Below are 21,201 nucleotides of genomic sequence, written 5' to 3' on the forward strand. Positions count from 1 at the left end.
GCAGTGGTCGAACGGTGAAAGGGCGGGCGGCGCTGGGACCGCCCGCCCTTTCACCGTGCGGATATTCCGTCCTGCGACGCACCTCACGACCGTGCTTGGCCCGCGCGGGCCGGTCGTAGGCTGGGTCCGTGAGCCCCCTGGCACAGCCGCTGAAGCTGCGTGACGTGACCCTGCCCAACCGCATCGCCCTGGCGCCGATGTGCCAGTACTCAGCCGAGTACGACGGCCGTCCCAACGGCTGGCACCTCGCCCACCTGGTGAGCCGCGCGGTCGGCGGCGCGGGCCTGATCATCACCGAGGCGACCGCCGTGGTCCCCGAGGGCCGCATCTCCCCGCGCGACACCGGTCTGTGGTCACCGGCGCAGGTGGACGCCTGGCGCCCGATCACCGAGGCGATCGCGGCGCAGGGCGCGGTCCCGGCGGTGCAGCTCGCCCACGCCGGGTTCAAGGCCTCGACCTGGTGGCCGTTCGCCACCGCGCGTGGCGGTGTCGCCGACACCGACGGCGGCTGGACCCCGGTCGGCCCCGGCGACCAGCCGTTCCTGCCGACCTACCGCACGCCCGCCGCGCTGGACGGCGCCGGGATCGACGCCGTCGTCACCGCGTTCGCCCAGGCCGCGCAGTACGCGGTCGCCGCCGGCTTCCAGGCGGTGGAGGTGCACGCCGCCCACGGCTACCTGCTGCACGAGTTCTACTCGCCGCTGACCAACCACCGCACCGACGGCTACGGCGGATCGTGGGAGGGGCGCACCCGGCTGGCCCTGGAGGTGGTCCGCGCGGTGCGGGCCGCCGTCGGCGAGAAACTGCCCGTCCTGGTACGGATCTCGGCCACCGACTGGAACGCCGACGGCTGGACCGTCGACGACTCGGTGCGGTTCTCGGTCGAGCTGGCCCGCGCCGGAGCCGACCTCATCGACTGCTCCTCCGGCGGCGCCGACCCGGACCCGCGCATCCCGATCGGGCCCGGCTACCAGGTGCCGCTGTCGGAGCGGGTGCGCCGCGACGCGGTCGTGCCGACCGGCGCGGTCGGGCTGATCACCGAGCCGGAGCAGGCCGAGCGGATCGTCGCCGACGGGCAGGCGGACCTGGTGCTGCTCGGCCGGGAGCTGCTGCGCGACCCGTACTGGCCGCGCCGCGCCCTGGCCAAGCTAGGGGCCGAGCCGCACTGGCCCGACCAGTACCTGCGCGCCTTCTGAGCTGCTCGGCCCGCAGACCTGCCCGGCCTCAGGCCCGGCCGCGCAGCTCGTGCACGACCGCGTCGAGCCCCCGGTCCACCTGCTCGCAGTCGTAGCCGCTGCGGGCCGCGCCGAACACGGCGTTCTCGATCTCGTCGGCGGTGATCCCACCACCGCCGGCGAGCACCGGCGCCACCCGTGCGACCAGCGCGTCCACCTGCGCCCGGTCGTACCCCTTGACGAGGAACGGCGCCTTGCCGAACACCGGCTGGCGCTGCGCCGGGCCGGGATCGGGCCGCTGCGGCGCGGGACCGGCCGCCAGCAGCGTCAGGTACTGCTGGACCTGGTCGCGGTCGTAGCCGCGCAGCACGACGGTGAAGTGGACCCGGGTCAGGTCCTCGGGCGCGAGGGCACCGGCGGCGAACTCGGCGAGCAGGGCGTCGACCTCTTCGCGGTCGAAGCCGCGCAGTACGACGGTGAAATCTGGAGCCACGCGGGCCATGGTGCCAGCCCTGTCAACCGGCTCGGCAACGGCATACGCAGCAGCGATACGCCGCATATGGTGTGGGCACACCCTATGCGGCGTATCGCGCGGCGAGGCGGTGCCCGCCGGGCGTATTCGGGGCGGGCGCCGGAAGCGTGCGGCCGCTATGGTTACCGCCATGTCCGATGCGCCGGGCTTCGGCGTACTGCTGCAGCGGTTGCTGGACAACCGCGGCCTGTACGCGGACCACCTCGCCCGCCTGCCCGATCTCGACCGTGACGAGCTCGAGCTGCTGCTACGCGGCTCGCTGGAGCCGCATCCGGTGCTGCTGCGCGCCCTGGCCATGGCGCTCGCTTTACGCCCGGCCGACCTGCTGGCCGCGGCGGGCTGGCCGGTCCCGCCCGAACTGCGCCCGGCCGCGCCGCAGGCCCAGGCCCGGGTGACCGAGCTGGTGCTGCTGGCGCGCGGCGGCGAGCCCGCCGAGCTGCTGCGGCTGCGCCGCTTCGCCCGCTCGCTGTGGCCCGCCCGGCCCGAACCGCCGACCTCCACCGACGACACGGTCCCCGGCGCCGGCTTCGGCGCGCTGCTCAGCTGCCTGATGGCCAACCGCAACCTGTCCGCCCCCGGCCTGGCCGCGATCACAGGACTGCCCGAGGCGACCCTCGCCCGGCTGCTCTCCGGCGACCGCCCACCCGCCCCCGACCAGCTCACCGCCCTGGCCGAAGCCCTCGACCTGCGCGTCGACGACCTGTTCGCCCTCTCCGGAACGGCGCTGCCGGAGTCCGGCGTGATTTACGCGTACCCGGTCCGGCCCCACCTGGGCGGGCTGGTGGGCGACCTGGTGCCGCTCTCCGCCGCCCGCCTCGACTGGGTCCTCGCCGCCGCCCACACCCCCCGATGAAAGGAAGGGACCCTTCTTATCGCTTTGCGAGGTAGCAGGGCCCCTTCTTAACGGCGGAGCCGGTGGGCGTCGGCGGCGGTGGCCCGGTAGAGGTCGCGGAGGAGGGCGATCTCGCCGCCGCGGTGCATGACCTCGCGGTTGAGGTGCACGATCAGGGCCGCCATGGGCTCGTCCGCGTACGGGCCGCCCTCGGCGCCCAGCGGCCGGGCCAGGCCGTCGGCGTCCAGCGGCTCAGCCGCCGGAGTCGTCGTGCTCGGCGTCTTCGGGGACGGCGGCGCTGTCACGGTCGTCGAGCCAGCCGTACGGCAGCACGACCTTGGCCGGGGAGTTGGTGCGCCCGCGCGGCTGCCCGAGGTTGGCCACCGGGAACGGCTCGTCGTGCTCCAGCTTGCCCAGCAGGTCGTCGAGCTCCATCAGCGACGAGGACATCGCCATCGCCTGGCGCAGCTGCGGCCCGACCGGGAAGCCCTTGAGGTACCACGCGACGTGCTTGCGGAAGTCGGTGACCGCCTCCCGCTCGGCCCCCCACCACTGCACCAGCAGCTCGGCATGGCGCCGCATGACCTGCGCGACCTCGCCGAGGTTCGGCATGACCCGCTCGGGGCGCCCCGCGAACGCGGCGGCCAGGTCGGCGAACAGCCACGGCCGCCCGAGGCAGCCGCGCCCGACCACGACGCCGTCGCAGCCGGTCTCGCGCATCATGCGCAGCGCGTCGTCGGCCTCCCAGATGTCGCCGTTGCCGAGCACCGGCACGTCGAGGGCCTGCTTGAGCAGCCCGATGGACTCCCAGTCGGCCTCGCCGGAGTAGCGCTGGGCGGCGGTGCGCGCGTGCAGGGCGACCCACGCCACGCCCGCGTCCTGGGCGATCCTGCCCGCCTCCAGGTACGTCAGGTGGTCGTCGTCGATGCCCTTGCGCATTTTGATCGTCACCGGGATGCCCGCCGGCGCGGCGGTGTCGACGGCGGCCTTGACGATGGCGCCGAACAGGTTGCGCTTCCAGGGGATGGCCGAGCCGCCGCCCTTGCTGGTGATCTTCTTGACGCTGCAGCCGAAGTTCAGGTCGATGTGATCGGCCAGGTTCTCCTCGACGACGCGCCGCACCGCCTTGGCGGTGATCACGGGGTCGACGCCGTACAGCTGCATGCTGCGGGGGTGCTCGTCCGGCCCGAACTCGATCATCTTGTCGGTCTTCGGGTTGCGGACGGCCAGCGCGACGGTGGTGATCATCTCGCAGACGTAGATGCCCGCGCCCTGCTCGCGGCAGAGCTGGCGGAACGCCACGTTGGTGATGCCCGCCATGGGTGCGAGCACCACCGGCGGGTCCACCGGGTACGTTCCGAGCTGCAGGGTCACGCCGTCAAGAATCCCACACCGCGGCGCCGCCCCCACAGACGTGTGCCCCACCCCACCCTGGCACGGGCGGGATGGGGCGGCACCGGCGGATCAGGCGTTCTTGATCGCGGAGATCTCGAACTCAAGCGTGATCTTGTCGCTGACGAGGACGCCGCCGGTCTCCAGGGCCGCGTTCCAGGTCACGTTCCAGTCCTTGCGGTTGATCGCGACCGAGCCCTCGAAGCCGATCCGGTGGTTGCCGAACGGGTCGGTGGCCGCGCCCTGGTACTCGAAGTCGATGGTCACCGGCTTGGTGACGTCCTTGATGGTGAGGTCGCCGGTCACCTGGAAGGTGTCGCCGTCGAGCTGCTTCACCGAGGTCGAGTCGAAGGTGATCGTCGGGTACTTCTCCATGTCGAGGAAGTCGTTGCTGCGCAGGTGGCCGTCGCGCTGCTCGTTGCGGGTGTCGATGCTGGCGGCCTGGATGGTCACCTTGACGTGCGACTTGCTGATGTCGCCGCCGTCGAGGTAGCCGCTGCCCTCGAACTCGTTGAACGCCCCGCGAACCTTGGTGACCATGGCGTGCCGGGCGACGAAGCCGATCTGGCTGTGCGCCACGTCCAGCGTGTAGGTGCCGGTGAGTTCAGCAAGGGTCGGGCCGGTCGTCGTGCTCATCATGTGCTCCTCTAGCTGCCGGTTCGTGGTGGTTGATTGTTCAACTACCGCTACAGCGTACTCAATGTCATTGAAGGTTCAACTATTCCGCGCCCTTGCGGGCATGTGACCCGCGCCACTTTACCGCCCGGCGTTTCGGTCATGCCGGATTCGCGCCAAAGAGGCGGCGGCGAGGGCGTGTGCCATCCACTGTGGATCGGCATGCAATTTTCCTAACTCTCATTGACAAGAGTTGCTGTAAGCGTGCAAATTTGTCACTGCTTCGAAACACCGGCGCCACAAACCCCCTCCGGGGCCGCTCACCCGAAGGGTCTTCCCACGTCCCGCAATGACGAGGAGACTCTCGTGTCCCGCGCCCGTCCCGCGCGTCCGTCCCTGCGCGCAGCCCTTCTGCGCCTGCTCACCGTCGCCGCGTTGGCCCTGACCGGGCTGGTCGGACTGCCCGCGGCAGCCCACGCGGCCAACTACAACGTGCTGGTCTTCAGCAAGACCGCCGGGTTCCGGCACGACTCCATCGCGGCGGGCGTCACCGCCGTCCAGCAGCTCGGCGCCGCCAACGGGTTCACCGTCGAGGCCACCGAGGACGCGGCCGCGTTCACCGACGCCAACCTGGCCCGCTTCGCCACGGTGGTCTTCCTGAGCACCACCGGCGACGTCCTCGACGCCAACCAGCAGGCCGCGTTCGAGCGCTACATCCGCGCCGGCGGCGGCTACGCGGGCGTGCACGCCGCCTCCGACACCGAGTACGGCTGGGCCTGGTACGGCAGCCTCGTCGGCGCCTACTTCTCCAGCCACCCGGCGGTGCAGAACGCCACCGTGAAGGTCGAGGACCCGGCGCACCCGTCGACCGCCTCGCTGCCCGCGAAGTGGATCCGCTCCGACGAGTGGTACGCGTTCCAGAGCAACCCGCGCGGCCGCGTACACGTGCTGGCCAGCCTGGACGAGCGCAGCTACGCGCCCGGCACCGCCACCATGGGCGCCGACCACCCGATCGCCTGGTGCCAGAACTACGACGGCGGCCGCTCCTGGTACACGGCGGCCGGGCACGACGCGGCCGCGTTCAGCGACACCGCGTTCCGGGCGCACCTGCTCGGCGGCATCCAGACCACCGCCAACGCGGTCGGCGCCGACTGCGGCGCCACCCGCGACGCGGGCTTCTCCAAGGTCACCCTGGACAGCAACACCAGCAACCCGATGGAGCTCGACGTCGCCGCCGACGGCCGCGTCTTCTACATCGAGCGCGACGGCCGGGTGCAGATCATCAAGCCGACCACCGGCACCACGGTCACCGCGGTGACGCTGCCGGTCTTCACCGGCAACGAGGACGGCCTGCTCGGCATGCGGCTGGACCCGTCGTTCGCCGCCAACGGCTGGATCTACCTGTACTACTCGCCCACCACCGGCGGCCCGCGCAACCAGGTCTCGCGGTTCACCGTCTCCGGCGACACCATCGACCCCGCCACCGAGAAGGTGCTGCTCCAGGTCACCACGCAGCGCAACACCTGCTGCCACGCGGGCGGCTCGATGACCTTCGACAGCGCCGGCAACCTCTACCTGGCCACCGGCGACAACACCAACCCGTTCGAGTCCGACGGGTTCGCCCCGCTGGACGAGCGGGCCGGGCGGCAGGACTACGACTCGCAGCGCTCGGCGGGCAACACCAACGACCTGCGCGGCAAGATCCTGCGGATCAAGCCGCAGGCCGACGGCACGTACACGGTGCCGGCGGGGAACCTGTTCGCGCCGGGCACGGCGCAGACGCGGGCCGAGATCTACGCGATGGGCTTCCGCAACCCGTTCCGCATCGGCGTCGACAAGGCCACCAACACGCTGTACGTCGCCGACTACGGCCCCGACGCCGGTGCCGCCAACGCCAACCGCGGCCCCGAGGGCACCGTGGAGTGGAACATCGTCGGCTCGGCGGGCAACTACGGCTGGCCGTACTGCATCGGCAACAACTACGCCTACGTGGACTACACGTTCCCGTCCGGGCCGAGCAGCGGCGCCTACAACTGCGCGGCTCCGGTGAACAACTCGCCCAACAACACCGGCCTGACCAACCTGCCGCCCGCGCGCCCGGCCACGGTCGACTACGACTACGGCGGCAACCCGCTGTTCCCGGAGATCGGGGGCGGCGGCGCGCCGATGGGCGGGCCGGTCTACCGGTACAGCGCGGCGCTGGTGTCGGACCGCAAGTGGCCCGCCTACTACGACGGCAAGGCGTTGTTCGGCGAGTGGAACCAGAACAAGCTGTACACGATGCAGGTCACCCCGGACGGGAAGTCGCTGGTCGACATCAACAACCTGTTCGCCTCGATGAGCTTCCTGCGCCCGATGGACCTGGAGTTCGGGCCGGACGGCGCGATGTACCTGATCGAGTGGGGCACCGGCTTCGGCGGCAACAACGCCGACTCCGGCATCTACCGCATCGACTACAACTCCGGGAACCGGTCGCCGATCGCGGTCGCGTCCGGCACCCCGACCTCCGGCCCGACCCCGCTGACCGTGCAGTTCTCCAGCGCGGGCTCACGCGACCCGGACGGGCAGGCGATCACGTACGCGTGGACGTTCGGCGACGGGCAGGCCTCGACGGCGGCCAACCCGGCGCACACGTACAGCACGGCGGGCAACTACACCGCGCAGCTGACCGTACGCGACCCGGGCGGCAGGACCGGGGTGGCCAACGTGCCGATCGCGGTCGGCAACACCGCGCCGACGGTCAACCTGACCACCCCGGTCGACGGCGGCTTCTTCACCTGGGGCGACCAGGTCCGGTTCACCGTCGCGGTGACCGACCCCGAGGACGGCACGATCGACTGCTCGCGGGTCACCGTGCAGTACTACCTCGGCCACGACGAGCACGCGCACCCGATGCAGAGCTACACCGGCTGCTCGGGCATCGTGCAGACCTCGCTCGGCTCCGGCCACGGCGACGACGCCAACACGTTCGGCGTGATCGAGGCGACGTACACCGACAGGGGCGGCCCCGGCGGCGTCGGTGCCCAGACCGGCCGGTCGACGCGGGTGCTGCAGCCCAAGCACAAGCAGGCCGAGTTCTTCAACAGCACCGGTCGCGCCCCCAGCGGCATCGGCGGCGGCGACCCGGGCGTGGTGCGGGAGACGACCTCCGACCCGGCGGGCGGGTTCCAGAACCTCGGGTTCATCGAGGACGGCGACTTCTGGTCGTACACCCCGGTGAACCTGACGAACATCGACTCGGTGCGCATCCGGGTGGCCTCGCCGGGCTCCGGCGGCCGGGTCGAGGTCCGGACCGGCAGCGTGACCGGGCCGCTGGTCGGCACGGCCACCTTCGCGGGTACGGGCGGCTGGCAGACGTACACCGACGCCACCGCCACCATCTCCGGGGCGGGTACGGCCACCGGGCCGCTGTTCCTGATCGCGAAGAACCCGGCCGGCGACACCGGCCAGGGCTCGATCTTCAACGTGAACTGGGTCGACTTCGTCGGCCGGGGCGTGTCGGACAACTCGACGCTGGCCGTCACCCCGGGCAGCCTGGCGTTCGGGTCGGTCACGGTCGGGCAGACCAGCGCCGCGCAGGCGGTCACCGTGACGAACCCGGGCACGGGTGCGGCGTCGGTGTCGGCGGTCGCGGTGTCCGGTCCGTACACCCAGAGCAACAACTGCCCGGTCAGCCTGGCCGCAGGCGCTTCCTGCACCGTCACGGTGCGGTTCGCGCCGACGGCGGTCGGCGCGGGCAACGGGACGCTGTCGGTGACCAACTCGACCACGCCGCAGCCGGTCACGGTCGCGCTGACCGGCACCGGCGCCGACCCGAACACCAACCTGGCCGTCGGCGCGACCATGTCGGCCAGCACCAGCGGCGGCGGCTTCCCGGCGGGCAACGCCAACGACGGCAACGCCAACAGCTACTGGGAGTCGAACAACAACGCCTTCCCGCAGTGGCTGCAGGCCGACCTCGGCTCGGCCAAGTCGGTCAGCTCGATCACGATGAAGCTGCCGCCGTCGGCGTCGTGGGGTGCGCGCACCCAGACCCTGACGGTCCAGGGCAGCACCGACGGCACCAACTTCAGCACGCTGAAGGCCTCGGCCGGGTACCTGTTCGACCCGAGCACCGGCAACACCGCCAGCGCGTCGTTCACCGCCACGTCGGTGCGCTACCTGCGGGTCACCGTCACCGCCAACACCGGCTGGCCCGCCGCGCAGCTCTCCGAGCTGCAGATCTTCGGCGGGGGTACGCAGCCGGGCAGCGCCACCCTGGAGGCCTCGCCCGCGAGCCTCGCCTTCGGCAACACCGTGATCAACACGACTACGCCGGGGGTGACGGTGACCATCACCAACACCGGCACCGCCGCGGCCACCCTGTCCGGCACCGGCATCTCGGCCCAGTTCAGCCGGACCGACAACTGCACCGGCACCCTGGCGGCCGGGGCGAGCTGCTTCGCCATGGTCTCCTTCGCGCCCACCTCGACCGGTGCCAAGACCGGCACGTTCACCCTCGCCAGCAACGCGAGCAACCCGACGCTGACGGTGAACCTGTCCGGCACCGGCATCGACCCGATCCCGCCGACGCTGTCGGTCAGCCCGCCGAGCATCACCTTCCCCGACACCTCGATCGGGTCCAGCGTGGTCCGCCAGGTGTACGTCGGCAACGGCGGCAGCAGCGCCGCGACCGTCAACTCGATCACCACGTCGGGGGCGGGCTTCTCGGTCGGCACCGGCGGCAGCTGCGGCAGCAGCATCCCCGCGAACACCAACTGCTTCGTCAACGTCGTCTTCGCGCCGACCACCACCGGTTCGCGCTCGGGCACGCTGACGATCAGCAGCAACGCCAGCAACCCGACCGTGTCCGTGCCGCTGTCGGGCAACGGCACCCCGGGCCAGACCCCGGCCACGCTCACCGCCTCGGCGGTGTCCTTCCCGGACACGGCCGTGGGCGCGAGCGTCGTACGCACGGCGACGGTGACCAACACCGGCACCACCGCCGCGCAGCTCTCCTCGATCAGCGCGTCCGGCACCGGGTTCACCCTGAGCGGGAACACCTGCGGCCAGTCGCTGTCGGGCGGGGCGAGCTGCACGATCAGCGTGACCTTCGCGCCCGCCTCAGCGGGGGCGAAGACCGGCACGGTGACCGTGAGCAGCAACGCGAGCAACCCGACGCTGGCGATCAACCTGTCCGGCAACGGGATCAGCGGCGTCACCAACCTGGCGCAGGGCAAGCCGGTGACGGTCACCAGCGTGTCGCAGAGCTACACCGGGGCCAACGCGGTCGACGGCGACGTCAACACGTACTGGGAGAGCGCCAACAACCAGTTCCCGCAGCAGATCACGGTGGACCTGGGCGGGGCGGCGACGCTGACCTCGGTCGTGCTGAAGCTGCCGCCGGGCTGGGGCGCCCGCACCATGACGCTGTCCGTGCTGGGCAGCACCGACGGTTCGGGCTTCACCACGCTGGTGCCGTCGGCGACGTACACGTTCGACCCGGCGACCGGCAACACGGCGACCATCCCGGTCAGCGCGTCGGCCCGGCACGTCCGGTTGACCATCACCGCCAACAGCGGCTGGCCGGCCGGGCAGCTGGCCGAGTTCCAGGTGCTCGGCAGCGGCGGCGGGACCGGTAACCCGGACCTGGCGCTGAACCGGTCGATCGCCGAGAGCAGCCACACCCAGACGTACGCGGCGGCCAACGCGGTCGACGGCAACGCGGGCACGTACTGGGAGAGCGGCGGCGGCTTCCCGCAGACCCTGACCGTGGACCTGGGCAGCGCCCAGACCGTGGGCAAGGTCGTGCTGGCCCTGCCCTCGGGCTGGGGCAGCCGCACCCAGACCCTGTCCGTGCTGCGCAGCACCGACGGGTCGAGCTACACCACGGCTGCCGCCTCAGCGGCCCTCACCTTCAACCCGGCCACCGGCAACACGGTGACCATCACGTTCACCGCCGCCTCGGCCCGCTACGTGCGGCTGAACTTCACGGCCAACACCGGCGCCGCCGGTGGCCAGGTCGCGACGTTCTCCGTGTACGCCTCGTAGCAGCCCGCGATCCGTCCTGACCCCCGTTCCCGCGCCGGCGGGGCGGGGGTCAGGCGTTGCTGCGGCGCCAGCGGCGGCGGGAGCTGTCGCGGATCAGGTTCTTGACCACCTGCGCCTCGTACGCCGCGTCGGCCGCCTCCTGGGTCAGCGCGTGCGAGGCCTGCCGGGCCACCTCGGCGGCCCGCCGGGCCGCCCGCTCCTTGCCGGCCGCGATGTGGAAGCGGCGCGCCGCCTCGGCGTCGTCGGCCCGGCGGCGCAGCAGGTCGTGGTAATGGTCCTGGCGCTGCTGGTCCCAGCCGTCGACGTGCTGCCACACCGCGTGGAACTGCTGGGCGGTCAGGTCGCCGCGCTTGAACGCCGCCCGTGCCGCCCGCGCCACCTCGCGCAGGTCCCCTTCAGGCAGCGGGGTCTCGGTCGGCAGCGCCGCGGCCGCGGCGTTCGCCTCGTCCAGCAGCTCGGTGGCGGCGGCGTGCTCCTGCCAGGCGACGTCGCGTGCCGCCTCGGCCTCGGCCAGCTCGGCGGCGGTCCGCTCGGCCGTGTGCACCGCCTCGCGGGCCAGCTCCAGCACCTCGGCCGCGACCCGTTCCAGCTCGTCGGCCTCGGCGGCGAGCCGTTCCCGGCCGGCGGCGTTCAGGCGCGGCGGCGCCCCGCCGTCGCGCCGGTGCTGAGCGCGGGCGGTGATCCACAGGAATGCGATCGCCATGAGGGTGACGGGCAGCCCGCCCACCAGCATCGCGGCAGATTGCGTCACCCGCTTGACCTTAGTATCGATTCGCGTTGATCGTTAGACCTTGGCACTGTCTACTCTGTGCCAGCCGCACCCGACCCGCCCTGCCGCCCGCGCCGGCCTCCGTCGCCGCCCGCGCTCGACCTCGGCGCCGCGTGGCGCGAAGATGTCCCGGTGACCCACCCCGATCACATCCCTTCGCGCAGCGGCACGGCTGTCGTCATCGGTGCCGGTATCGCCGGACTCAGCGTCGCCCGCGTCCTGGCGGGCGGATACGCCCAGGTCATCGTGCTCGACCGGGACCGCCTGCCGGACCAGGCCGTGCCCCGGCGCGGCGTGCCCCAGGGCTACCACGGCGCGGTGCTGCTCGCCGCCGGGCAGCAGGCGCTCACCGCGATCTTCCCCGGGCTGGTCGACGACCTCGTCGCCGCCGGGGCGGTGCCGTTCGAACCGGGCATCTCGATGGCGGTGTTCCGGTTCGGGGCGCTCTACCCGCGCCAGCCGGTCGGGCTGAACCTGGTCTCGTTCAGCCGCCCGCTGCTGGAACTGACGCTGCGGCAGCGGCTCACCGCCCTGCCCAACGTCACCGTGTACGACGACACCTCCGTCTCGGCGCTGACCGGCGACGGCACGCAGGTCACCGGCGTGACGCTGGCCGACGGCCGCCACTTCGCCGCCGACATGGTCGTCGACTGCACCGGCCGCGGCGCCCGCTCCGACCGCTGGATCGCCGCGCTGGGCTTCCCGACGCCGGAAGCCTCCGAGGTGAAGATCAACGTGGGGTACGCGACCCGCCTGCTCCGCCGCGCCCCTGGCGACCTGCCCGAGGGCAAGGCGCTGCTGATCCTGCCCGCGCCCCCGCACGAGCGGCGGGCCGGCATGGCGCTGCCGATCGAGGGCGACCGGTGGCTGGTCACCATGGGCGGCTGGCACGGCGAGTTCCCGGCCAGCGGCGACTGGGAGGCGTTCGCCGCGCACGCGCGGGCACTGCCGTACCAGGGGCTGACCCGGCTGCTGGACCGGGCCGAACCGCTGACCGACGTGGTCTCGTTCGGCTTCCCGTCCAGCCGCCGCCGCCACTTCGAGCAGCTCACGTACGTGCCCGCGGGTTACCTGGCGATGGGCGACGCGTTCTGCTGCTTCAATCCGATCTACGGGCAGGGCATGACCTGCGCGGCGATGCAGGCGGTGGCGCTGGGACGGCTGCTCGACGAGCACGGCGCCCCGACCGCCGACATGGCCCGCGCCTTCTACCAGGAGGCCTCCCGGATCGTGGCGACACCGTGGCAGTTCGCCTCCGGCGGCGACTTCGCGTACCCGGAGACGGCCGGGGACCGGCCCAAGGGCATCGCGGTGCTGAACAAGTACTCGCGGCGGTTGCAGCTCGCCACGCAGGTGGATCCGGAGCTGCGGAGACTGTTCACCACGGTGCAGCATCTGCTGGTGCCGCCGGACGTGCTGCGTACGCCCGCGATGGTGCTGCGGGTGCTGCGGACCTCGCGGCACGCGCCCGGCTTGAAGGGCCTGCCGGTCGAGCTGGTGCCCGACGTCCCGGTCGAGGAGGTCGTGCCCGTACCCGCTGCCGCCGACCCGGTCGCCGCCGCCGTGGCCGAACCGACGGCCCAGCTGCCGCTGGTCACGCTCGGCCAGCAGCAGCGCGGCGTCGACGGCACCCAGCGCGTCCTCGACGCCGTCCTGATCGGCGTCCTGGCCGCCGAGGGGGCACTCGACGGACCGCCCGACGCCGCTGCCGAGACCGGGGCCGCCGGGGACGGGCCGGTCGAGGAGACAGAGGACGCGGCCGAGCCGGAGTCGCCTGACAGCGGCGAGTCGGAGCCGAGTGCATGACGGGCGACTGGTACCTGGCGATCATGCCCTAGCCCTCGGCCCGGTAGTCCGCTCAGTAGCCGACCAGGCGGTGCAGGCGTACGAAGGACTCCTGGAAGCCCAGCGCCGGCCAGGCCCGGGACGACAGCAGGTTGGTCACCCGCCAGTCGGTGACCACGCTGGCGTACCCGGTCTCGGCCGCCCAGGCCAGCACCGCCTCGCCCAGCGTCCGGCCCGCGCCGAGCCCGCGCGCGTGCGGCAGCACGGCGGCGAACCCGAGGAACCCGGCGTTCTCCGGCCGGGCCAGCGTCGTGTGCGACCCGGACTTCTCCAGCGCGCAGCCGACCGCCGACCCGATGACCTCGCCGTCGTGTACGGCCACGAACGTGGTGAAGTCCGGGTCGTCGAAGTCCTCGCCCCACTCGCCGAGCGACTCCTGCAGCGTCGGCGGCCGCGCCGCCGAGAAGACGGGGGTACGGGCCTGGTGCTCGGGCAGCGCGATGTCCAGCTCCGCCAGCACGGGGATGTCGGCGCGCTCGGCGCGGCGGATCGAGACCTTCGGCGCGGCGAGCTCACCCGGTCGCGGCAGCGCCCGCAGGCCGTGGGCGTGCTGCTGGCCGAAGCCCACCCGGAACCAGGCCCGGACCAGGTCGACGTCGTCGGCCGGGGTGAGCACGTAGTGCGCCTTGCGGCCCTCGGCGACCCAGCGGTCGGCGGCGAGGGCGTAGAGCTCGCGCATCGCCTCCGGCTCGTCGGCGGCCTGCCCGGCCGCCTCGACCCACATGTTCTCGCCCCACGTGTACGACGTCTTCGGCGAGCCGATCAGGTAGCCGACCAGGGCACCGCCCCGCAGGGCCACCGCGCCGGAGGCGTGCTCGGCCTCGGCGGCGGCGCGTACCGCCTCCTCGGCGGCCGAGGCGTGCTCGTAGCGCGGCGACAGCAGCGGCTGCGCCTGGCGGTGGCGGCGGTGGCGCTGCGCGAGCAGTTCGGCGGCGGCCGGGATGTCGTCGGCGGCGAACGGCCGTACCTCGAGGCGGGACATGCGGCGAAGCTAGCGCCGGTCCGGGACGGCGACAACCGGATTTCAACGGCCGACGTGCGATGCACCGCGAGCGCCTACCGGCTGGCAAGCGGCTCGCGGTGCATTGGTCTGCTCAGCGACGTGGCGCCGGCTCGCCGGCTATCACGTAGGTGCGGGTGGCCCACTGATGTGCGGTACACGGATGCGGGGTGGCGATGCCGTACTCCGCCAGGCAGCCTTCGCAGAATCCGAACTCGTCCGCGACGTGGGTGGACAGGACGGCGTCCGCTGCTTCGACGATGTCCGGCGTGCCGGTCGGGTCGGCGGTCATCGCCGGTCACCGCCGAGCGGCCCGGCGCATGGCGTGCCAACAGCCGAGACGGTCTGTTCGGCGATGATGCCGGAAATATAGAGTGGCATGAACCACCTCCTGTGGAGTCGTGGGGAGGCGGGGCGCGGGCGACCAACCAAGCAGTCCCGCCTCCGGCTTTCGAGCTGTGACCCGAAGATGCGTGACGGGTCGTTCACGCTCTCTCCACCGACGGTAGTCCGATCGACGGATGCCGCTGGTGCCAAGTGGCACCGTCGGTTCTACTGTGGTGGGTGACGATAGAGAGTGATGATCGTCCAGTGGTGAGGAAGCCCCTATGCGACCACCGCACCTGATGTCAGCCGAGCCCATTGGTGAACGCATCCGGCTGCTGCGGCAGCAGCGCGGGTGGTCCGTCCGGCATGCCGCGAGCGTGGCGGGAATCAGCCATACGCAGTGGTCGCGTATCGAGAACGGACTGCGCTCGGCCGACAACAGGTTCCTGCTCGCCGAGATCGCCACCGCTCTGCGGGTGCCGCTGTCGGATCTCACCACGACCGGTGCCCTTCCCGGTGACCGCGGCCAGGTCCGGGAAGCTGTCCACGGCATCACCAGGGCGATCATCGAGGCTGATCTCGACTACCCCGCGAGCGTGCCACTCGGGCCGGTGGCACCGCTGCTGCTGCAGCTCGAAACGGTGGTCGCACTGCGGTTCCAGTGCGACTACCTCGGTGCCGCAAAGCTGCTGCCCGGACTGCTGTCCGGATTGCACGCCGCCGCGTTCGGGCCCGAACGGGCGGAGGCACTGCGGGCGATGGTGCTGACGGCGGAGACCGCCTCGTTCGTGATCCGCTACCTGGGCGAACCGGCGTCGGCGGTGTTGGTGGCGGATCGGGCCAGGCAGGCGGCGGCGGCGCTCGCAGACCCCATCATGCTGGGTATGGCATCCTGGTCGCAGGCGCACGCGGCCACCGGCATCGGCCTGTACACCCGGGCGCAGATCATCGCGGACCAGGGCGTGGGCCTGCTCCGGGGCCAGCATGCCGCGCCCGGCTCGCTGGAGCTGCTGGGCCAGCTCATCACCGTCTCCGGCTTCGCCAAGTACGCGCAGGGCGACGTAGCCGGGGCCTCGGCGGCGGTCGAAGAGGCGGCGCAGATCGCCGAGCGGACCGGCCAGTCCGACGCCCTCGGCCTCAACTTCGGTCCGACGAACGTCGCCTTCTGGCGGATCACCATGGAGGCCGACGGCCGGGACCCGGGTCGTGCCGTGGAGATCGCGCGCACGGTGAATCCGCAGCTGGTGCCAGCGGTGTCCCGTCAGGTCGGCTTCTACATCGACGTGGCCCGCGCGCTGAGCAACACGGGCAAGGACCAGGAAGCGGTACGGATGCTGCTGGTAGGTGAGCGGCTGGCCCCGCAGCGGGTGCGGCTGTCCCCGATCGTCGCCGAGACGCTGCGCGGCGCACTGGAACGTGCTCGCCGGGGTGCCGGGTGGACGGAGCTGCGCGGCCTCTGCGAACGCGTCGGCATCCAGATCTGATCGGCGGGCCGGAGCACGTGAACACCATCGCCGTATACGCCGGGGAGCAGCCTCCGCCGACCTGGCAGGCATCGGTCTTCCTCGCGGGCCCGATGCCCCGCGACCCGGACGCCGCCTCGTGGCGGCCCGACGCGCTCGCGCTGCTCACCGCCGCTTGGCGGCACCCCGGCACTCTCGTCGTCTTCGTGCCGGAGCCCCGCGACCGCGCGCACCCACCCGTCGGCTACGTCAGCCAGGTATGGGAGGAGCGGTGGATGGCGGTGGTCGACGTCATCCTGTTCTGGGTGCCCCGTGACCTTGTCCGCCTGCCCGGTCTCACCACGAACCTGGAGTTCGGACGCAACGAGGGCTCCGGCCGGGCCGTGCTCGGGCTGCCGCCCGAGGCGGTGAAAGTGCACTACCTGCGGCGTTCGGCGGAGGCCAACGGCGTCCCGGTCCGCGACAACCTGCCGGCCACGGTCGAGGCGGCGCTGGCCGTGGTGGGCGCTGGGGCATCGCGCGGCGGCGCGGACCGGGACGTGCCGCTGCTGGTATGGCGTACCGCCGAGTTCATCCGCTGGCGGGCCGCACTCGACGCGGAACTCGTCTCGGTCCGGGTCCTGTGGGCCTGGTCGCCCGCACCCCACTTCGCGCTGCGCGCCTGGGCCGCGCGGGTGGAAGTCCGCCGCGCGGAGGAGCTGACCACCGAACTGCTCATCCACACCCCGAACGACGCCCGCGCATTGGCCGGACATGCCCCCTGACCCTGACGGCGACCACGGCGCCCGCCCGAACGTCCTGCGGGCTACCGGGAGAAGTACACCTTGATGCTTGTCGGGAAGCGCCCTGCGGCGCCCGCCATGGCGGTCCGCGCCTCGCCGGTCACCGGCACCACAACGGTCTGCTCGGGCGGTACGACGATCAGGTCCCCGACCGGTACGACCTGATCGGCCTGCTGGCGCCGGTCTCCTTCGGGAACGGTCCAGATGATGTAGGCCAGCCGGACGCTCACCTCCACGGTGTTGTCATTGCGCAGTGACACGGCCGTGAACCGGCTGTTGCGGTCGAGCTCGCGGCCGGATGCGTCCACCGGAGTGACGACGGGATCCATGAGGACCGTGGGGACCTTGACCGTCTCCATGGTGTGCACTGAGACGGCCACGTCCTCGGCGAGTTCGGCTCCCTCGCCCATGAAGATCAGCACATCGAAGCCGACGCCCGGTGGGACGACCACGTTGCCGCGGTCGCTGCCGTAGGCCGTGCTGACCGCTACCGTCGGCAGCGGTTTCCGGGTGGCGTCGAGCGCCGTGAACTCCAGTGTCGGGGCGAGCATTCGATCACTGTCGTTATAGATCCTGAGCAGTTGGTTCATGGACCCGACCCCGGTGGTGGCCGCGAACTCGAACCGCAGCGCGGGGGCGGCGGCGCGGGGGCGAGCGACGAGGCCGCAGCCGGCTAGCAGCAGCGTGGCCAGGAATCCGGCGATCACCCTGAGGGGTGCCGGCTCTGCGCGCATACGCCGGCGCGGGCGGGTCGCAGTCGAGGTGAGGGGCATCGCAGCAGGATAACGACGGACACACCACTGCGTTGACCCAGATCTCAGCGGACGACGACAGCCCAGACCGGGAAGGCGTGAAGCGCGATGGCCTCGTCGCCGTTGCTCGAACCGGTGATCTCGGTCAGGTCGTCCTTTCAGGCGAAATGACGGCCAAGATCGCAGTTGGCGGTCACGGCGTCGGCGGCAATCCGAGGTTTCGACCGGAACTGGTGATCATGGACGAAGCGCGCCGCTGGCGCGGCGTCAGTGCGGCGCTTCCGAGCGTCGGGGTGCGGGGGTTGGCCGGTGCAGCCGGAGGCGCAGGTTGCTCGGCTGGTAGAAATGGGCGGTGACAGCGGACATCAGGGACAGGGCCGAAGCGATCCTCCGCAAGCTGGCGGGCGAGCGCGCCACCCTGCGCCCCGACCAGTGGACCGCCATCGAAGCCCTGGTCACCGGCGCCCGCCGGGTCCTGTGCGTGCAGCGCACCGGCTGGGGCAAGTCCGCCGTCTACTTCGTGGCCACGGCGCTGCTGCGCGAGCGCGGCCACGGCCCCACCGTCATCGTCTCCCCGCTGCTCGCGCTCATGCGCAACCAGGTCGACGCGGCCGCCCGCGCGGGCATCCACGCCCGCACGATCAACTCCGCGAACCTGGAGGAGTGGGAGCAGATCACCGCCGAGATCCAGGCGGGGCAGGTCGACGTACTGCTGATCAGCCCGGAGCGGCTCAACAACCCCGACTTCCGCGACTCGGTCCTGCCGAAGCTGGCGGCCACGACCGGCCTGCTCGTCGTCGACGAGGCGCACTGCGTCTCCGACTGGGGCCACGACTTCCGCCCCGACTACCGCCGCCTGCGCACCATGCTCGCGGAGCTGCCCGAGGGGACGCCGGTCCTGGCGACGACGGCGACGGCGAACGAGCGGGTCACCGCAGACGTGGCCGAGCAGCTAGGCGACGCGCTGGTGCTGCGGGGGCCGCTGGACCGGGAGTCGCTGCGGCTGGGCGTACTGCGGCTGCCGACCGCGGCCCACCGCCTGGCCTGGCTCGCCGACCACCTGGACCGCATCCCCGGCTCGGGGATCATCTACACCCTGACCGTCGCGGCGGCGCAGGAGACGGCCCAGTTCCTGGCCTCGCGCGGCTACGCGGTGGCCTCCTACACCGGCCAGGCCGAGGACGCCGACCGCCGCGTCGCCGAGCAGGACCTGCTGGACAACAAGCTGAAGGCGCTGATCGCGACGTCCGCGCTGGGTATGGGCTTCGACAAGCCCGATCTCGGCTTCGTGATCCACCTGGGCGCCCCCAGCTCCCCGATCGCGTACTACCAGCAGGTCGGCCGGGCCGGGCGCTCCGTCGCCGCCGCCGACGTGATGCTGCTGCCGGGCAGCGAGGACGCGGCGATCTGGCGCTACTTCGCGTCGCTGGCGTTCCCGCCGCAGGAGCAGGTGCTGCGGGTGCTGTCGGCGCTGGAGCAGGCGGGCCGCCCGCTGTCGACCCAGGCCCTGGAGGTGCAGGTCGATTTGCGCCGGGCCCGGCTCGAACTGATGCTGAAGGTGCTCGACGTCGACGGGGCGGTGCGCCGGGTGCGCGGCGGCTGGGTCGGCACCGGCGCGCCGTGGCGCTACGACACCGAGCGCTACCAGCGCATCGCGCGGGCGCGCGAGGCCGAGCAGCAGAGCATGCGGGAGTACGCCGAGAGCACGGCCTGCCGGATGGAGTTCCTGCGCCGCACCCTCGACGACCCCGGGGCCGTCCCGTGCGGCCGCTGCGACAACTGCGCCGGTCCCGCGTACGACGCGCAGGTCTCCGCCCCCGCCCTGGACGCGGCGCGCGCCTTCCTGGGGCGGCCGGGCGTGGTGATCGAGCCGCGCCGGATGTGGCCGACCGGGCTGGCCGCCGTGGGCGTGCCGCTGACCGGCAAGATCGCCGCCGAGGAGCAGATGTGGCCCGGCCGGGCCGTCGGGCGCCTGTCCGACCTGGGCTGGGGCGGGCGGCTGCGGTCGCTGGTCGACGAGGGGGCCGCCGACGGTCCGGCGCCGGACGACGTACTCGCGGTCGTGGTCGAGGTGCTGAAGGACTGGGCCAAGGGCGACGAGCCGTGGCCGCAGCGCCCGGCGGGCGTGGTCGCGATCGGGTCGCGCCGGCGGCCCCGGCTGGTGGCCAGCGTGGCCGAGCACGTGGCGCGGGTGGGCCGGTTGCCGCTGCTGGGCGAGGTGCGCAGCATCGGCGAGCCGCGCCTGCAGGCCAACCGCGCCAACAGCGCCCAGCGGGTACGCGCCCGCTACGGCACCTTCGACCTGCCGCCCGAGGTGGGCACCGCCCTAGGCGGCCTGTCCGGCCCGGTCCTGCTCGTCGACGACCTGGTCGACTCCGGCTGGACCATGGCCCTGGTCGCCCGCGAACTCCTCCTCGCCGGCGCCCCCGGCGTCCTGCCCCTCGCCCTCGCCCTCGCCGGCTGACCCACCCACCTCCGGACCACCCCACCCCACCCCACCCCACCCCGCCGCGCCGCGCCGCTGGGCGAGTGCAGCGCGCAGTTTCGGGGAAACTGCAGGAAAGCGGCGGGTCATTCGTGCAGTTTCCCCGAAACTGCACGACCGGGCGCCGCGTGTCGGGGCGCGGGCGTCGGATGGGAACGGTGTGGCGGGCGCCGTGGCAGACTCGAGCGCGGTGATCGATACACGGGGAAGGAACGCGACCATGCACGTGATCCAGGTCAGCGAGTTCGGCGGGCCGGAGGTGCTCGTCCCGGCCGTGGCCGAGGTGCCGGAGCCGGGCCCCGGCCAGGCGGTGGTGCAGGTGGCCGCCGCCGGCGTCAACTTCATCGACGTGTACCACCGCACCGGCCGCTACCCGAACGACCTGCCGCTGACCCCGGGCATGGAGGCCGCCGGGCGGGTCGTCGCCGTGGCCCCGGACGTGGACCAGGTCGCGGTCGGTGACCGGGTCGCCTGGGCCAACCAGATCGGGGCGTACGCCGAGTACGCCGCGGTGCCGGTCGGCTACCTGGTGCCGGTGCCCGACGTGGTCTCCGACGAGAGCGCCGCGGCGGTGCTGCTGCAGGGCATGACCGCGCACATGCTGACCCACGACATCCACCGCGTCCGCTCGGGCGACACCATCCTGGTGCACGCGGCCGCGGGCGGCATGGGCCTGCTGCTGACGCAGCTGGTCACCGCGATGGGCGGCCGGGTGATCGGCACCGTCTCCACCGCCGCCAAGGAGGAGCTGGCCCGGGGCGCGGGCGCGGCCGAGGTGATCCGCTACACCGAGGTCGACGACGTGGCCGCGAAGGTACGCGAGCTCACCGACGGCGTCGGCGTGGACGCCGTGTACGACGGCGTCGGCGCCTCCACTTTCGACGCGAGCCTCGCCTCGCTGCGCCGCCGCGGCGTGCTGGCGCTGTACGGCGCCGCCAGCGGCCCGGTCCCGCCGGTCGACCCGATCCGGCTGATGCGCGCCGGTTCGGTGTGGCTGACCCGGCCGACGATGGTCGACTACACCGCCACCCGCGCCGAGCTGCTGGAGCGGGCCGGGGACGTGCTGGGGCGGGTGGCCGCGGGCACGCTGCACGTGGCGGTCAGCGAGCGCTACCCGCTGGCCGAGGCGCGCCGGGCGCACGAGGACCTGGAGGGCCGCCGTACCACCGGCAAGCTGCTGCTGATCCCGTAGCCGCCGGTGG

General features: G+C 72.5%; 17 protein-coding genes. 9 read left to right on the forward strand and 8 right to left on the reverse strand.

Translation table 11 applies throughout. From position 1 onward, the window contains the following. The first annotated feature begins 128 nt into the window (after positions 1–128). On the forward strand, positions 129–1,196 hold the full coding sequence (locus tag QEZ54_RS35515) for an NADH:flavin oxidoreductase/NADH oxidase (protein ID WP_281309177.1): 1,068 nt from the start codon (positions 129–131) through the stop codon (positions 1,194–1,196). A 28-nt stretch (positions 1,197–1,224) separates the two neighbouring features. On the opposite strand, the gene QEZ54_RS35520 is transcribed toward QEZ54_RS35515, so the two are convergent. Then, the gene (locus tag QEZ54_RS35520; protein ID WP_281309178.1) at positions 1,225–1,668 is read right to left on the reverse strand and encodes a DivIVA domain-containing protein; all 444 of its coding nucleotides are present in this window, start codon (positions 1,666–1,668) and stop codon (positions 1,225–1,227) included. Positions 1,669–1,837: 169 nt separating this feature from the next. Between QEZ54_RS35520 and QEZ54_RS35525 the strand changes: the two genes are divergently transcribed. Further along, entirely contained in the window at positions 1,838–2,560 is a 723-nt protein-coding gene (locus tag QEZ54_RS35525) for a helix-turn-helix transcriptional regulator (protein WP_281309179.1), read from the forward strand. A gap of 47 nt (positions 2,561–2,607) precedes the next feature. Here the strand turns inward: QEZ54_RS35525 and QEZ54_RS35530 are convergent, their stop codons facing one another. From QEZ54_RS35530 to QEZ54_RS35540, 3 genes are all read right to left on the reverse strand, one after another. After that, positions 2,608–2,844 (reverse strand): hypothetical protein, encoded by a 237-nt coding sequence (locus QEZ54_RS35530; RefSeq protein WP_281309180.1) that lies wholly within the window; start codon positions 2,842–2,844, stop codon positions 2,608–2,610. Further along, positions 2,792–3,913 (reverse strand): tRNA dihydrouridine synthase DusB, encoded by a 1,122-nt coding sequence (dusB, locus tag QEZ54_RS35535; RefSeq protein ID WP_281309181.1) that lies wholly within the window; start codon positions 3,911–3,913, stop codon positions 2,792–2,794. The genes QEZ54_RS35530 and dusB overlap by 53 nt, the downstream gene beginning before the upstream one ends. A gap of 90 nt (positions 3,914–4,003) precedes the next feature. Beyond that, positions 4,004–4,567 carry a YceI family protein gene (locus QEZ54_RS35540; protein ID WP_281309182.1) on the reverse strand — a complete coding sequence of 188 codons (564 nt, stop codon included), beginning with the start codon at positions 4,565–4,567 and terminating at the stop codon, positions 4,004–4,006. A gap of 345 nt (positions 4,568–4,912) precedes the next feature. Here QEZ54_RS35540 and QEZ54_RS35545 point away from each other — a divergent pair, with 345 nt between their 5' ends. Further along, positions 4,913–10,576: a ThuA domain-containing protein gene (locus tag QEZ54_RS35545; RefSeq protein WP_281309183.1), complete on the forward strand. Its 5,664-nt coding sequence runs from the start codon at positions 4,913–4,915 to the stop codon at positions 10,574–10,576. Between the two features lie 49 nt (positions 10,577–10,625). Here QEZ54_RS35545 and QEZ54_RS35550 read toward each other — a convergent pair whose 3' ends face one another. Further along, entirely contained in the window at positions 10,626–11,327 is a 702-nt protein-coding gene (locus QEZ54_RS35550; protein WP_281309184.1) for a hypothetical protein, read from the reverse strand. Between the two features lie 150 nt (positions 11,328–11,477). Between QEZ54_RS35550 and QEZ54_RS35555 the strand changes: the two genes are divergently transcribed. Next, a complete protein-coding gene (locus tag QEZ54_RS35555) occupies positions 11,478–13,151 on the forward strand; it encodes a tryptophan 7-halogenase (protein WP_281309185.1) in 1,674 nt (557 codons plus the stop codon). A 52-nt stretch (positions 13,152–13,203) separates the two neighbouring features. Here QEZ54_RS35555 and QEZ54_RS35560 read toward each other — a convergent pair whose 3' ends face one another. Beyond that, complete coding sequence (locus QEZ54_RS35560; RefSeq protein ID WP_281309186.1) at positions 13,204–14,172, reverse strand: GNAT family N-acetyltransferase; 969 nt, start codon at positions 14,170–14,172, stop codon at positions 13,204–13,206. Positions 14,173–14,284: 112 nt separating this feature from the next. Next, positions 14,285–14,482 carry a hypothetical protein gene (locus QEZ54_RS35565; protein ID WP_281309187.1) on the reverse strand — a complete coding sequence of 66 codons (198 nt, stop codon included), beginning with the start codon at positions 14,480–14,482 and terminating at the stop codon, positions 14,285–14,287. A gap of 316 nt (positions 14,483–14,798) precedes the next feature. Here QEZ54_RS35565 and QEZ54_RS35570 point away from each other — a divergent pair, with 316 nt between their 5' ends. Then, positions 14,799–16,001 carry a helix-turn-helix transcriptional regulator gene (locus QEZ54_RS35570; protein WP_281309188.1) on the forward strand — a complete coding sequence of 401 codons (1,203 nt, stop codon included), beginning with the start codon at positions 14,799–14,801 and terminating at the stop codon, positions 15,999–16,001. Between the two features lie 17 nt (positions 16,002–16,018). After that, positions 16,019–16,744, forward strand: a complete 726-nt coding sequence (locus QEZ54_RS35575; RefSeq protein ID WP_281309189.1) for a nucleoside 2-deoxyribosyltransferase domain-containing protein — start codon at positions 16,019–16,021, stop codon at positions 16,742–16,744. 41 nt (positions 16,745–16,785) lie between these two features. Here QEZ54_RS35575 and QEZ54_RS35580 read toward each other — a convergent pair whose 3' ends face one another. Further along, the gene (locus QEZ54_RS35580) at positions 16,786–17,535 is read right to left on the reverse strand and encodes a hypothetical protein (protein WP_281309190.1); all 750 of its coding nucleotides are present in this window, start codon (positions 17,533–17,535) and stop codon (positions 16,786–16,788) included. 32 nt (positions 17,536–17,567) lie between these two features. On the opposite strand from QEZ54_RS35580, the gene QEZ54_RS35585 reads away from it, so the two are divergent. The 3 genes from QEZ54_RS35585 (at position 17,568) to QEZ54_RS35595 (ending at position 21,191) form a co-directional block, all read left to right on the forward strand. After that, the gene (locus QEZ54_RS35585) at positions 17,568–17,870 is read left to right on the forward strand and encodes a hypothetical protein (protein WP_281309191.1); all 303 of its coding nucleotides are present in this window, start codon (positions 17,568–17,570) and stop codon (positions 17,868–17,870) included. Then, entirely contained in the window at positions 17,867–19,978 is a 2,112-nt protein-coding gene (locus tag QEZ54_RS35590; RefSeq protein ID WP_281309192.1) for a RecQ family ATP-dependent DNA helicase, read from the forward strand. Before QEZ54_RS35585 ends, QEZ54_RS35590 begins: the two co-directional genes overlap by 4 nt. A 241-nt stretch (positions 19,979–20,219) precedes the next feature. Then, complete coding sequence (locus tag QEZ54_RS35595; RefSeq protein WP_281309193.1) at positions 20,220–21,191, forward strand: quinone oxidoreductase; 972 nt, start codon at positions 20,220–20,222, stop codon at positions 21,189–21,191. The last annotated feature ends 10 nt before the right edge of the window (positions 21,192–21,201 follow it).

Source organism: Catellatospora sp. KI3, assembly GCF_029948125.1.
Lineage (GTDB): Bacteria > Actinomycetota > Actinomycetes > Mycobacteriales > Micromonosporaceae > Catellatospora.

Coding starts and splice junctions, on each gene's coding strand:
- QEZ54_RS35560 (WP_281309186.1), bottom strand. CDS start 14,172: ATGTCCCGCCTCGAGGTACGGCCGTTCGCCGCCGACGACATCCCGGCC.
- QEZ54_RS35595 (WP_281309193.1), top strand. CDS start 20,220: ATGCACGTGATCCAGGTCAGCGAGTTCGGCGGGCCGGAGGTGCTCGTC.
- QEZ54_RS35540 (WP_281309182.1), bottom strand. CDS start 4,567: ATGAGCACGACGACCGGCCCGACCCTTGCTGAACTCACCGGCACCTAC.
- QEZ54_RS35580 (WP_281309190.1), bottom strand. CDS start 17,535: ATGCCCCTCACCTCGACTGCGACCCGCCCGCGCCGGCGTATGCGCGCA.
- QEZ54_RS35570 (WP_281309188.1), top strand. CDS start 14,799: ATGCGACCACCGCACCTGATGTCAGCCGAGCCCATTGGTGAACGCATC.
- QEZ54_RS35565 (WP_281309187.1), bottom strand. CDS start 14,482: ATGACCGCCGACCCGACCGGCACGCCGGACATCGTCGAAGCAGCGGAC.
- QEZ54_RS35525 (WP_281309179.1), top strand. CDS start 1,838: ATGTCCGATGCGCCGGGCTTCGGCGTACTGCTGCAGCGGTTGCTGGAC.